This window comes from Aquitalea sp. ASV15, from assembly GCF_016429115.1.
Taxonomy (GTDB): Bacteria; Pseudomonadota; Gammaproteobacteria; order Burkholderiales; family Chromobacteriaceae; genus Aquitalea; species Aquitalea magnusonii.
Map to the genome: position 1 here is coordinate 1 of NZ_JAELTZ010000078.1, position 12317 is coordinate 12317.

Annotated in this window: 12 protein-coding genes; 5 read left to right on the plus strand and 7 right to left on the minus strand. The window is 63.2% G+C overall.

Annotation, left to right across the window (positions count from 1 at the left end; genetic code table 11):
- On the minus strand, window positions 1-510 hold a 510-nt coding region (locus tag JHD64_RS19755), incomplete at its 3' end, for a hypothetical protein (RefSeq protein WP_199055225.1).
- 326 nt (window positions 511-836) lie between these two features.
- Here JHD64_RS19755 and JHD64_RS19760 point away from each other — a divergent pair.
- Window positions 837-2099 carry a porin gene (locus JHD64_RS19760; protein ID WP_199055226.1) on the plus strand — a complete coding sequence of 421 codons (1263 nt, stop codon included), beginning with the start codon at window positions 837-839 and terminating at the stop codon, window positions 2097-2099.
- A gap of 11 nt (window positions 2100-2110) precedes the next feature.
- Window positions 2111-3445 (plus strand): sigma-54 dependent transcriptional regulator, encoded by a 1335-nt coding sequence (locus JHD64_RS19765; protein WP_199055227.1) that lies wholly within the window; start codon window positions 2111-2113, stop codon window positions 3443-3445.
- Window positions 3446-3483: 38 nt separating this feature from the next.
- Here the strand turns inward: JHD64_RS19765 and JHD64_RS19770 are convergent, their stop codons facing one another.
- The 5 genes from JHD64_RS19770 to JHD64_RS19790 all read right to left on the minus strand — a co-directional run bounded on the left by JHD64_RS19770 (window position 3484) and on the right by JHD64_RS19790 (window position 6878).
- Window positions 3484-4161, minus strand: coding sequence for a hypothetical protein (locus JHD64_RS19770; protein WP_199055228.1), 678 nt, complete (start codon window positions 4159-4161; stop codon window positions 3484-3486).
- A 47-nt stretch (window positions 4162-4208) separates the two neighbouring features.
- Complete coding sequence (locus JHD64_RS19775) at window positions 4209-4913, minus strand: C39 family peptidase (protein WP_082693484.1); 705 nt, start codon at window positions 4911-4913, stop codon at window positions 4209-4211.
- A 51-nt stretch (window positions 4914-4964) separates the two neighbouring features.
- Window positions 4965-5783, minus strand: a complete 819-nt coding sequence (locus tag JHD64_RS19780; RefSeq protein ID WP_199055229.1) for a hypothetical protein — start codon at window positions 5781-5783, stop codon at window positions 4965-4967.
- Between the two features lie 64 nt (window positions 5784-5847).
- The gene (locus JHD64_RS19785) at window positions 5848-6444 is read right to left on the minus strand and encodes a hypothetical protein (protein WP_199055230.1); all 597 of its coding nucleotides are present in this window, start codon (window positions 6442-6444) and stop codon (window positions 5848-5850) included.
- Window positions 6445-6470: 26 nt separating this feature from the next.
- Window positions 6471-6878 (minus strand): hypothetical protein, encoded by a 408-nt coding sequence (locus tag JHD64_RS19790; protein ID WP_199055232.1) that lies wholly within the window; start codon window positions 6876-6878, stop codon window positions 6471-6473.
- A gap of 404 nt (window positions 6879-7282) precedes the next feature.
- Between JHD64_RS19790 and JHD64_RS19795 the strand changes: the two genes are divergently transcribed.
- Window positions 7283-8902, plus strand: a complete 1620-nt coding sequence (locus JHD64_RS19795; protein ID WP_199055234.1) for a methyl-accepting chemotaxis protein — start codon at window positions 7283-7285, stop codon at window positions 8900-8902.
- Between the two features lie 28 nt (window positions 8903-8930).
- Here the strand turns inward: JHD64_RS19795 and cadR are convergent, their stop codons facing one another.
- On the minus strand, window positions 8931-9359 hold the full coding sequence (cadR, locus tag JHD64_RS19800; RefSeq protein ID WP_059286339.1) for a Cd(II)/Pb(II)-responsive transcriptional regulator: 429 nt from the start codon (window positions 9357-9359) through the stop codon (window positions 8931-8933).
- A gap of 79 nt (window positions 9360-9438) precedes the next feature.
- Between cadR and JHD64_RS19805 the strand changes: the two genes are divergently transcribed.
- Together JHD64_RS19805 and JHD64_RS19810 are read left to right on the plus strand one after the other, a co-directional pair.
- Complete coding sequence (locus JHD64_RS19805; protein WP_199055236.1) at window positions 9439-11643, plus strand: heavy metal translocating P-type ATPase; 2205 nt, start codon at window positions 9439-9441, stop codon at window positions 11641-11643.
- Window positions 11644-11776: 133 nt separating this feature from the next.
- Window positions 11777-12317, plus strand: a 541-nt coding sequence (locus tag JHD64_RS19810; RefSeq protein ID WP_199055238.1) for an antibiotic biosynthesis monooxygenase, incomplete at its 3' end; no start/stop codon positions are given.

The following is a 12317-nucleotide window of genomic DNA, read 5'->3' on the forward strand; positions in this document are numbered from 1 at the left end:
GTCCAGCACCGCCGGCAGATAGCCTTCTACCTGGCGCAGCATGTCCTGGTATGCGGCCAGCGGCTTGCCCCAGGCATCGGCCACATCATCCATATTGCCGCTGGCGTATTCGGACAGGGTGAAGGTCTTGCCCCTGGCTTCGGGGAATAGCTCCAGCACCTTGGCCTTGTGCTTGGCGGTCATGGTGAGAATCAGGTCGGAATGGCGGACATCATTGGCATTGAGCTGTGCGGCACGATGGGCCGACACGTCGATGCCGCGCTGTAGCAGCAGGCTGGCAGCATGGGCCTCGGGGCGGTTATCGTAGGGGTCCATGTCGACTGCCCGCGAAATCACCGCAATGGGCAGTTGCTGCTGCTCGATGCGTTGTCTGGCCAGCGCTTCGGCCGTCACGCTGCGCCCGGTATTGCCGGTATCGACAAAAGCCAGCTTGAAGGGCTCGGCCGCCAGGGCCAGCCCGCAGGCGGCCAGCAAGCAGACACCCGCCAGTAGTGCAATGAATTTCCTCATCGTTGACTCCCTGTCATCCAGCCTGTTCATCATGCTTGTGCGCCGGCGGGGGCGGCCATATGGCACTGCCCGCAGCAGCAGGCCAGCCACTGCATATTGCCCACGATTTGCGTATGCCAGTCAAATTAAACTTGCCTTGTTCTTACGCTGGGCTAGTATACAAGATAAATAAATTGCATCAATTACAGTTTAAATAACTAACATCAAGTCGGGCCATGCAATGCATCAATCACCCCATCAGGTGACCGGGAAGCATCGGCATGCCTGCCCGCCTTGGCCGGCATCCATCCTTGCTCTGCCCGCACCTGCCCTGCAAGGAAATGATCATGAATCTGCCGCGTAGTATTTGCCCAGGTGCCAAACCGCTATTGCTGAGCGCCGCCCTTGCCGTTGCCTTTCCGCTGCAGGCACAGGCTGAAATCAGCCTGGAGAGCCTGCAACAGCAAATCAGCGCCCTGGCCCAGACTAACCAGCAGCAGGAGAGCCGTATCCGCCAGCTGGAAAGACAGCTGGCCAGCCTGCAACACGGCAATACCGCCGCCAGTGCCGCCAATAATCCGCCGAGCAACGAGACCCCGGCCAGCCAGGGAACGGTGGCAGCCGGCAGTGGTCCGGCCCTGCCAGTGGTCAGCGAAGTCCCCAAGAGCGTGGAAGACATCTACCAGGAAGCCAGCGGCTTTGCCGCCGGGAAGTTTTCCATCGAACCCAGCTTCACCTACACCCACTATGACACCCGCGAACTGGTGCTGAATGGCTTTCTGGCGCTGGATTCGATTTTTCTGGGCAATATCAATCTGGACAAGGTGGTCAGTGACAGCGTCACCCTGGGCCTGACCACCCGCTATTCGCCCAGCCCACGCTGGCAGCTGGATGTGGACATCCCCTTTGTCGCCCGTGATGCCACTTATTTTTCCGGCGGCGCTGGCGGTGCGGCCAACAGCGTGTCGCAAGGTTCGGTGCAGCAAGGCCCGACGCTGGGCGATGTCAGCTTTGGCGTGGGCTACAAGCTGGTGGAAGAAAATGCCGACTGGCCGGACATTGTATGGAGTGTGCGCGCCAAGGCGCCAACCGGGCGCAATCCCTACGGCATCAAGCTGGTGCAGTCAGCTGACAACAACAATCTGTCCATCCCCAATCGCCTGCCCACCGGCAATGGTGTCTGGGGCCTGAGTACCAGCCTGTCCTTCGTCAAGACCGTCGACCCGGCCGTGCTGTTTGCCAGCCTCAGCTACACCCACTATCTGGACGGCCATTTCAGCGACATCAGCCCCACCGCCGGCGTGACCCAGCCGGGAGACGTGCGGCTGGGAGACAGCTGGAGCTGGGGTGCCGGCATCGCCTTTGCCCTCAACGACAAGCTCAGCCTGGGCCTGTCCTATTCGCAACAGATGGTGCAACAGGCACGCATGCGGCAACAGGGCAGCAACTGGACCGACGTGACCGGCAGCAGCGCCAATGCCGCCAATCTGAACCTGGGCCTGACCTACGCCTTCAGCAAGCACCTGTCCATCATTCCCAATCTGTCGCTGGGCATGACCCCGGACAGCCCCAATTATGCGTTTTCGGTGAAATTCCCCTACCGTTTCTAACGGAGTTGGTCATGCATGCAAACAAGACTTTGCTGGCAGTGGGGTCGGATGCCCTGCTGCCAGTCCTGCACGCGCTGCGCCAGCAGCATTGGCACATCATCCATATTCATGATCCGCAGCAGTGGAAGCCCCAGCGCAGCGTCACCTGCAGTGCCGGCCTGCTGTTGCTGGACGGCAAGCTGCTGCGCAAAAGCGCTGCCCTGCAGCAACTGGCCAGCCAGCTTGACCTGGAATGGCTGCTGCTGACCGAGCGCGCCCAGCTGGAACAAGCGGCGGTGCGCGCCTTTATCAATGACAGCTGCTATGACTACCACTGCCTGCCCACCGAGGACGAAAGGCTGGCCGTCACCCTGGGCCGGCTGCACGGCAAAACCCTGTTGCGCCGGCGCAGCCAGCACGAACAGGTGGAACAGGAGGCGCAGCAACTGGTGGGCGAGCACCCCAGCATCCGCCGCCTGCGCCAGGAAATCCGCCGGCTGGCGCGGGTGAATGTCACGGTGATGATTACCGGCGAGTCCGGCACCGGCAAGGAGCTGGTGGCGCAGCTGATCCACCAGCACTCCGAACGCGCCGATGGCCCCTTCCAGGCGGTCAACTGCGGCGGCCTGCCGGTGAATCTGGTGCAATCCGAGCTGTTTGGCCACGAGCGCGGCGCCTTCACCGGCGCATCCAGCTGTCGCATCGGCCGCATCGAGGCGGCGCAAAACGGCACGCTGTTTCTGGATGAAATCGGTGACATGGCGATAGAGGCCCAGGTCAACCTGCTGCGCTTTCTGCAGGAAGGCACCATAGACCGGCTTGGCGACAACCGCAGCCGCAATATCGACACCCGCGTGCTGTCGGCCACCCATGTCGACCTGCCGGCGGCCATTGCCAAGGGTCGCTTCCGCGAGGATCTGTACTACCGGCTGTGTGTCTGCCAGTTGCAACTGCCGGCGCTGCGTGAGCGGCGCTCGGACATCCCGCTGCTGGCGCAATATCTGCTGCAGCAGAGTGCCAGCCGCCATGGCATTCCGCTCAAGCGGCTGTCTTACGAGGCATTGGCGGTCATGCTGCAACACGACTGGCCGGGCAATATCCGTGAAATGTCCAACCGCATCAGCCAGGGGCTGGCCATGGCCAGCGGTCGGGTCATCCGTCCGCAAGACATGGGGCTGGGCAGCAGCATGCTGCCGCCGCTGCACAACGGGCTGGAAGCGGTGCGGGAAAGGGCGGAACGGGAAGCGCTGACCATGGCGCTGCAATTGCACAATCACAACAGCAGCCAGGCGGCACGCACGCTGGGCATCTCCCGCGCCACGCTCTACCGCCTGTTGAAGAAATACGAGATCAGCGCGGTCGAATGAGACCGGACGGCAGGCCAGGCGCAGGCCAGGCGGGCGCCTCAGCGCACGCCGCTGCCGGACAGCATCAAGCGGCTGGGGATGCTGAAGCTGAAGCCGCTGCTTTGGGGCTGCAATACCAACTGGATGCGCAGGCTATTGTCGGTACTGATGCCGCTGCCATTGATGCTGGCAAACTGCAGCAACTGGCCCTGGCCCAGCAACTGGCCCATGCGTCCGGCATTGCCCAGATCCATGCTGACGGACAGCTGGCCGCTGCCAAGCGTCGTACCACTGCCACTACTCTGCCAGCCGGCCGGCATCTGCAGGCTGGCCGTGCCATCGCGGCGGATGTCTATGCTGGTGCTGTTGCTGGAGCTATTGCCATTGCCAGCCTGCTGATTGAGCTGCACCACCCCCTGTACCGAAGCCAGCCCGCCAGTCGGGGCTGCCGCTGCTGCCGCCGTCGTGCCATCACCATTCAGGGTATAGCGACTGATGACCGGCACCGCCCCGGCCTGGGCCGTCAGCTGCAATCCGGCCCCTTGCACCACGCCGGCCTGGTTCTGCCAGGTGGTGAGCATCTGCACGCCGAAGCGCACAATCTGCCCGGCATCGATATAACGACCGCGCAAGCTGTCCAGCACGCTGTCGTCGACATAAGCCAGCATGGCGGCTTGCGCCGGCACACTGGCAGTCAGTGCCAGCAGTAGCGGCACTGCCCTGGATAAGATACGCATGCCATGCTCCCGGTCGTCGCCGGCGGGCCAGCGCCCACAGGCCGCAACTATAAGAAATCACTGTAGAGAAAGCCGTATTCCACCAGATCGGCCTGCTGCACCGGCTGCATGCCGTTCATCAGCTGTCGCGCCGACAACAGGCTGGGCAGCTGGCGCAACGGCCCTTGCGGCTGATAGCCGGGGCCGGCTACCGCCAGCAGCACGCCATTCCACTGCCGGGCAAAGTCCCTCATGGCGAGCGCCCGGTTGCCCAGCGCCGGGTCGGCCACATACACCGTGTCGCGGGTGGCCAGCTTCAGAATCACAAAGTGCTTGTAACCATTGATATCGAGCATGATCAGTGCCGGAATGCGCAGCGCAGGCAAACGCTCCGGTCCGCTGACAAAACCGCTGGCGCGCAGGCCCAGCGTATTCACATAGTGCTTCATGTCCAGCATGGAAAAACCCTGCTGGCGCACCACATCGGCATTGGCTCCGGCCAGCATGCCGGCGATGACTTGCTGCTCGTCGAGGTCGCGGCCAAAGCCGTAACGCAGCAAGGTGGCCAGCGCGGCAGCACCGCAGCTGAAATCGGTATGTTGCTCCACCACATGGGCAAAGCGCATTTCACGCAGGCTGTGCACCCGCTTGTAGAGATTGCCCTCGCCGGTATAGGCGGGAACCGCCAGCTCGGCCGCCTGGGCGAACTGCTCACCACCGGGACAGGACAGCCCCAGCAGGAGAGATAGCAGCAAGCGCATGGTGAGTTTCATGGCAAAAGCCGGCAGCACGGCCCAAGGACTGCGCTGCCGGCGTCTCCTGACTTAGTGGGTGGCGGCAACCGACAGGCTGTTGACCTGCTGGTTGGACAAGCCGGCCGCATTATTCAGGCCGACATTGCCGCTGATGCCATTGACAGAGCCGGTGATGCTGGCTGTGCCGTTAAGCGGGAAGAAAGTCGTGACCGAAGTGCCCTGGTTCACCTGCATGCCACCAGCGGAGGCGGTAGCCAGCACGGCCGAGCTGGCCGAGGCCAGTGCCACGTCATTCTTCTGCTGGTTGCCGGCGCCTGCCGCATTGTTCACCCCGGCATTACCCTGGATGGTGTTCAGCGAGTTGCTGATGCTGGCGCTCATGTCATTGGAAGTGCCACGCATCGGCTCGGCGAAGGTGTAGCTATTGCCGTCGTTCATCTGCTCGAAGGAGGTAGAAGCCACCGCACCGCTATTCTTGCCAGAGGCCGAGCCGATGGCCACGTTATTGGCCTGCTGGTTGAAGAAGCCGGAGGCATTGTTCACGCCAGCATTACCCTGGATATTGCTTACACTGCCGCTTACGCTGGAGCTGGTGGGGTCGGTGACATTCAGCTTGTTGCCCAGGTTTTTCTGTACATCATTCACCTGCGCACTGGCCATGGCATCAGCCTTGGGGTCAAACACCTCGTACACGGCAATGCCTTCCAGATAGGCGGTGCCAGTCAGGCTGACATTGGTATTGCTATAGGTGTTGGACAGGTTATTGCTGATCTTGTTGCTGGTAGTGGCCGGCGGATTCGGCTGAGTCGGCGGTTCCATGGCATGAGCGGCACCGAACATACCAACAAGAGCGACGAAAAGCACTTTTTTCTGCAGCATTGCGGTCATGATTGTTCTCCTAGCGATTTGCTTGAATACCGGCCCCGCCACCACTGGCAAAAGCCGGCACGGCTCACGGGTTGGCCCATTGCACGGCCACGACATTGACAGCCAGGTTATGGCTGCCAGCAATCTGGTTAAGCTGCACCAGCCCCCGGCTTCCCTGGAAAGCTGCTGCGGATAATTCGGTTGTCTGCCCGGCGCTGCCGCTGGCAGGGGCCCCGGCTGGGGTCGCCGCCGTGGCACCGGCCAGCACGGCATCCTGCACCGCTGCCGGCATGTCACGGCCACTGGCCTGCGCTTTGGCGGCCAGCGCCAGGCTAAAGGCATTGAGTGACTGGTTGGCATAGCCGGCACTCTGGTTCACCGCCAGCACACCCTGGCTGCCGGCAAACGCGGCACCGCCAATGCTGGCCCGCAGGTTTTGCTGGGCCGTGTCGTCCTGTACCCTGCCCTGCTGCTGCGACAAGCCGACGCTGGCTACTGCCAGCCCGCCGGCTACTGCCAAAGCCTGCAGATTGCCTTGCTGATTGGCATTGCCTGCCGCCTGGTTCACCGCCAGCACGCCCTGTGCCGACTGGCCACTGTTCTCGATCAGGGCCAGTTGGTCGGCATGGGCCAGTACTGCACTCAGGCCGCCGCCCAACCACAACATTTGCAAGATGCGCATGACTTGTCTCCTTGTCGCCAGGCCGTTCAGGGATGCAGGGCCGATTGCAGCAGATGCCCTACCCCGACCGCGGACACAGCCGCGCCGGCCATGCCACCTGCCTGCTTGCCATTGGCGCCGCCTGCAGCCAGGCCGGACCAGCCAGACTGGCCGTCCAGCGCCAGCGCCGGCCCCTGCAGGGCCGGACCAGCCATCACCACATGGGTGGCAGCCAGTACCGGATCGGCCAGCTGTTGTGTAAGCACCGGCATGGCAGCGGATGGAGAAGTGGCAACCTGGCTGACTTGCGGACTGGGATCGCCGTGGCGGATGGCCGAACGCGCCGGCACATCGCGACCGATCACCATCTCGCCCTCGCCCTGTGCCGCAGCCGATGCCAGCAGGCTGCCGGCCAGCAAAGCCGGGAAGAAGAGGCGGAATAAGGAGCTGTTCATGCTGGCCACCACAGGGCTGGGTAATGCCCCCTTCAATGCAGAAAGCATGCCAGCGGCGTCCCATCCCCATGCCATAAGGGTTGGCGCACAAAGGCCGGGCCGGCGGCGCGCGCAACTGTCTCGCACCTGCGACAGAAACATGCCGCCAAGCCGGACAAGGGCCATCCATGACCATCGCCATGTCACACGTCGGGAGCAGGTTGTCGATGTTTGCAGGCCCGCCATGCTGGCGGGATACCGGCAAAGCGTCTCAGCCTTGCGACAAGCGCTGCGTGGCCGGCGCCAGCACCGGCCAAGATGCGCCGGTCATATGAAACAAGGCTTGGCACAATCCATCTGCCAGCTATAACGAAACAGGCAAAGTAGCAAGCCAGTTACTAATAACCAGTGGAGAAGGGGAAACCATGAATATTTCACAACGTCTGGCGCTCACGCTGGGCATCGCCCTGCTTGCCCTGCTCGGCATAGGCAGCTTCGGCCTGTATGAGCAAAACCTGGCCAATGAGCGCTTCAACTATCTGAAAGCCAACACCTTTCCCAGCATTTCCACCCTGGACGAGGCGCAGGACGCGCTGACCCAGTCGCGCACCGGCACCTACCGCCATGTCATCGACCACGACCCCGCGCAAAAGGAAAAGGACCTGCAGGCCATCAATAGCAATGATCAGCGTCTGGATGACGCGCTGGCCCGCTACGAGAAAGAACTGATTTCCAACGAGGATGACCGCAAGCTGCTGGAGCAGGACCGCAAGCTGCTGCAGGAATACCGCAGCAGCCGCAATGCGCTGCTGCAACTCTCCAAGGACAACAAAACCCAGGAAGCAGAGCAGGCCATTATCGGCGGCACCATGCGCGCAGCCACGGCAGCCCTCAACAAACAGCTGACCGAACATGTGAAATTCAACTATCAGCTTGCTGACAAGCTGTCGTCGGAAAATGCCGTGGCCTATGATCGTGCCATCACGCTGTCCGTGGCCATTGTCGGTGTGTGCCTGCTGCTGTGCGGCATCTTGGGTGGCAAACTGTTCCTGCATATCCGCAGCAGCCTGCAAAGTATTCGCAGCGTGATGCTGACCGTGCGCGAATCACTGGATTTCCGCGTGCGGGCGCAGGTCAAGCGCAAGGACGAGGTAGGCGATACCGCCGAGGCCTTCAATGCCCTGCTGCAGCAATTGCAAGGCAGCTTCCAGGATATCCGCAAGAGTGTGGAATCGGTTGACCAGGCCATCGAAGGCATGGCGGCCAATACCTCGCAGATTGCCCGCAGTTCGGAAGTGCAGAGCGAGGCTGCCTCCGCCATGGCGGCCGCGGTTGAAGAAATGACCGTCAGCATCAATCACGTGTCAGACCGCGCCCAGGAAGCCAGCAGCCAGACCAGTGCCGCCGGCAGCACCGCCACCCAGGGTGGCAAGGTGATCCTGGCCACGGTGGAGGGCATCACCCAGGTATCGACCTCCATCCGCAACGCCGCCAGCCAGATCAACCAGCTGAAAGAAGACAGCCAGACCATTGCCACCGTCATGGGCATCATCAAGGACATTGCCGAACAGACCAATCTGCTGGCGCTGAATGCCGCCATCGAGGCCGCCCGTGCCGGCGAAATGGGCCGCGGCTTTGCCGTGGTGGCGGACGAGGTGCGCAAGCTGGCCGAACGCACGGCCAAATCCACCACCGAAATTTCCTCGGTCATCAGCAAGATGCAGCAGGGCACGCAGGATGCGGTCAGCAGCATGGAGACGGTGGTGGAACGGGCCAATCGTGAAGCGGATGGCGCCCGCGAGGCCAATACGGCGATTGGCCAGATCCAGAGCAATACCCATCAGGCCATGGGACTGGTGCACGATATTTCCAACAGCATTTCGGAACAGACCAGCACCAGCACCACCATTGCCCAACGGGTGGAACAGATTGCCCAGATGGCCGAGGAGAACTCCTCGGCGGCCAGCAGCTCGGCCGATGCCGCACGCCAGCTGCATCATCAGGCCAGAAGCATTCTGCAAACCGTGGCGCAGTATCAGGTATGAGACAGCCAGGTTCCGGCCGGCCCGCCACTCAACCCAGATGGGTGTGGCGTTCCGGCCGGGCGCTGGTTTCCATTTCCGCCAGACCCTGCAAGATGCCGCATTCGTCCACCCCCTGCTGTTGCTGACAGCGCTGGCGCAGCGCATCCAGCTGTTGCTTGAGTTGCAGCAGCTCGGCAATGCGCTGGTCCACATGCTCGATATGCGCATCCAGCAATTCGTTCACCCCGCGGCAATCGCCGCCGGCCGTTTCCATCTGCAGCAGCTGGTGGATTTCCTCGTGGGTCATGTCCAGGGCGCGGCAATTGCGTACAAAACGCAGCCGCTCCAGATGGCGCGGGCCATAGCTGCGGTAATTGTTGGCGGCACGGTCAGCCGCCGGCAGCAGCCCTTCCTTTTCATAAAAACGCACCGTTTCCGTGGTGCAGCCGGCGTGACGCGCCAGATCGCCGATTTTCATTCCACCCTCCCAGCCAAGGCTTGACCTTGTAGTTGCTACAAGGTGTTTACTGTAAGCCAATGTCGCAGTGGAGACCAGCATGAAACACCAACACCCCCCGCACCAGCATGCCGGACAGCATGCCCAGCAGCACAGCTGTGGCTGCAACGGCGTAGCGGCCAGCACCCTGGCGGCGCTGCCTGCAGCACAAAGCATGGGCGAACTGCTGCGCACCCCCATCCGCATCCTGCAAATGGACTGCCCCACCGAAGAAGCACTGATCCGCAACAAGCTGGGGGGAATGCCCGGCGTGCAGGACATGGAATTCAACCTGATGCAACGGGTATTGACGGTCAGCCATCAGCCCGCGGTATTGCCGGGCATTCTGGCAGCCCTGCGCAGCCTCGGATTTGAACCGCAAACCGGCGCCACCCCGGCCGGGCAGGCAACACAGTCCGCCGCATGGTGGCCGCTGGCCCTGGCCGGCGTGGCCGCCGCCGCCGCGGAAATCTGCAGCTGGCTCAAGCTGCCCGGCTGGCTGGCGGCCGTGCTGGCGCTGGCCGCCATTCTCAGCTGCGGCCTGGGCACCTATCAAAAAGGCTGGATTGCCCTGCGTAACCGCACCCTCAACATCAATGCACTGATGAGTATCGCCGTCAGCGGTGCGCTATTGCTGGGTCAATGGCCGGAAGCCGCCATGGTGATGGTGCTGTTCACCCTGGCCGAGCGCATCGAGGCACGCTCGCTGGAACGCGCACGCAATGCCATCGGCGGCCTGCTGCAGCTGACGCCACCCCAGTCCATGGTGCAGCAGGCGGACGGCAGCTGGCAGAGCATGGCCGTGGCCGACATCGCCATCGGCAGCATCGTGTGGGTCGCCCCCGGCGAGCGCATCGCACTGGATGGCGTGCTGCTGGCCGGCAGCTCAAGCGTCAATCAGTCGGCCATGACCGGTGAAAGCCTGCCGGTGGAAAAAAACGTGGGCGACAGCGTATACGCCGGCACGCTGAATGCCAGCGGCTCGTTTGAATATCGGGTCACGGCCGCCGCCAACGACACCATGCTGGCGCGCATCATCCATGCCGTGGAGCAGGCACAGGGCGCACGTGCGCCCACCCAGCGCTTTGTCGACAACTTTGCCCGCTACTACACCCCGGCCGTGTTCCTGCTGGCGCTGGCTGTTGCGCTGCTGCCGCCGTTGCTGGCTGGCGGCAACTGGCATGACTGGCTGTACAAGGCGCTGGTGCTGCTGGTCATCGCCTGCCCCTGCGCCCTGGTCATTTCCACGCCGGTCACCATCGTCAGCGGCCTGGCTGCCGCCGCCCGGCGCGGCATCCTGATCAAGGGCGGGGTCTGGCTGGAACAGGGCAGGCATTTGCGCTGGCTGGCGCTGGACAAGACCGGCACCATCACCCACGGCAAACCGGAACAGACCGACTTTGTCGCACTGGGCACAGCCACACCCAGCGATTACCAGCAACTGGCGGCCAGCCTGGCCGACCGTTCCGATCACCCGGTCTCGCAAGCACTGAGCCGCGCCGCCAGGCAGCAGGCGCTGCCGCTGTTGCCGGTGAGCCAATTCCGCGCCCTGCCCGGGCGTGGCATCCAGGGCCATATCGCCGGCCGCGACTATCTGCTGGGCAACCAGCGGCTGCTGCAGGAAAGCGGCCACTGCCCGCCGGCACTGGCCACACGGCTGGCGGCACTGGAGGCGCAGGGCAAGAGTGTGGTGGTCTTGCTGGATGACAGCGGCGCGCTGGCCCTGTTTGCGGTGGCCGACACCATCAAGCCCGGCAGCGCGGCAGCCGTGGCCGAACTGCACCAGCTGGGCGTGAAAACCCTCATGCTGAGCGGCGACAACCAGGCCAGTGCCAGCGCCATCGCCAGCCTGGCCGGCATCGATGAGGCCCGCGGCAATCAGCGGCCACAGGACAAGGCCGATGCGATAGCCGCCTTGTCCGGCCAGGGTCTGGTCGGCATGGTGGGCGATGGCATCAACGATGCCCCGGCCCTGGCCCGTGCCGATATCGGCTTCGCCATGGGAGCCATGGGTTCGGACACTGCCATCGAAACCGCCGACGTGGCCCTGATGGACGATGATCTGGCCAATATCCCGGCTTTTGTGCGCCTGTCACGCGCCACCCACGCCATTCTGGTGCAAAACATCGCCCTGGCACTGGGCATCAAGGCAGTTTTCCTGCTGCTGACCCTGTTTGGCATGGGCAGCATGTGGATGGCGGTGTTCGCCGATGTGGGTGCCAGCCTGCTGGTAGTGGGCAACGGCCTGCGTTTGCTGCGCAAATAAGGCGGAAGACGGGCGGCTGCATCACACCAGGCATATTGTTTGCTTTGACCGTGACAGAAACGCTTCCACCACCCCGGAAGCGTGCCGTCCGCTCCCACCCCGATGCGGTACGGCTTGCCCGCAGGAGCCAGACATGACATCCGACACCCCGCTTACCTTGCTGATCACCCGTCGCATCGACCCGACCCGCCATGCCGAATTTCACCAGTGGATCCGCCACGGCGAAGCCCTTGCCAGCCAGGCTGCTGGCTATCTCGGCTCGGGGCTGTTGTCGCCACCGCCGGGCGACGACTGCTGGCAGATCCTGTTCCGCTTCGCCAGCCAGTCCAGCCTGGACGCCTGGGCCGCTTGCCCCGCCCGCCAGCAATGGCTGCAAGAAGGTGCCGGGCTGATCCGCCATAGTCAGGTGCATTGCGCCAGCGGACTGGACAGCTGGTTCGGCCTGCAAGCACCGCCGCGCTGGAAGCAGGCGGTGATGATCTGGCTAGCCTTTTTCCCGGTTTCACTCAGTTTCAACCTGCTGCTGGGCGAGCAGCTGGCCGCCCTGCCGCTGGTGCTGCGCGTGCTGTGCAGCACCCTGCTGCTGACGCCGGCCATGGTGTTCTGCTTCATCCCGCTGTGCAGCCGCCTGCTGCGCAACTGGCTGCAAGGCAAGAGCCAGCGCGCGCCAGCAC

Bases quoted from the DNA above. Each gene is read 5' to 3' on its own strand.
- JHD64_RS19760 (WP_199055226.1), top strand. From the start codon at position 837: ATGAATCTGCCGCGTAGTATTTGCCCAGGTGCCAAACCGCTATTGCTG.
- JHD64_RS19765 (WP_199055227.1), top strand. From the start codon at position 2,111: ATGCATGCAAACAAGACTTTGCTGGCAGTGGGGTCGGATGCCCTGCTG.
- JHD64_RS19770 (WP_199055228.1), bottom strand. From the start codon at position 4,161: ATGCGTATCTTATCCAGGGCAGTGCCGCTACTGCTGGCACTGACTGCC.
- JHD64_RS19775 (WP_082693484.1), bottom strand. From the start codon at position 4,913: ATGAAACTCACCATGCGCTTGCTGCTATCTCTCCTGCTGGGGCTGTCC.
- JHD64_RS19780 (WP_199055229.1), bottom strand. From the start codon at position 5,783: ATGACCGCAATGCTGCAGAAAAAAGTGCTTTTCGTCGCTCTTGTTGGT.
- JHD64_RS19785 (WP_199055230.1), bottom strand. From the start codon at position 6,444: ATGCGCATCTTGCAAATGTTGTGGTTGGGCGGCGGCCTGAGTGCAGTA.
- JHD64_RS19790 (WP_199055232.1), bottom strand. From the start codon at position 6,878: ATGAACAGCTCCTTATTCCGCCTCTTCTTCCCGGCTTTGCTGGCCGGC.
- JHD64_RS19795 (WP_199055234.1), top strand. From the start codon at position 7,283: ATGAATATTTCACAACGTCTGGCGCTCACGCTGGGCATCGCCCTGCTT.
- cadR (WP_059286339.1), bottom strand. From the start codon at position 9,359: ATGAAAATCGGCGATCTGGCGCGTCACGCCGGCTGCACCACGGAAACG.
- JHD64_RS19805 (WP_199055236.1), top strand. From the start codon at position 9,439: ATGAAACACCAACACCCCCCGCACCAGCATGCCGGACAGCATGCCCAG.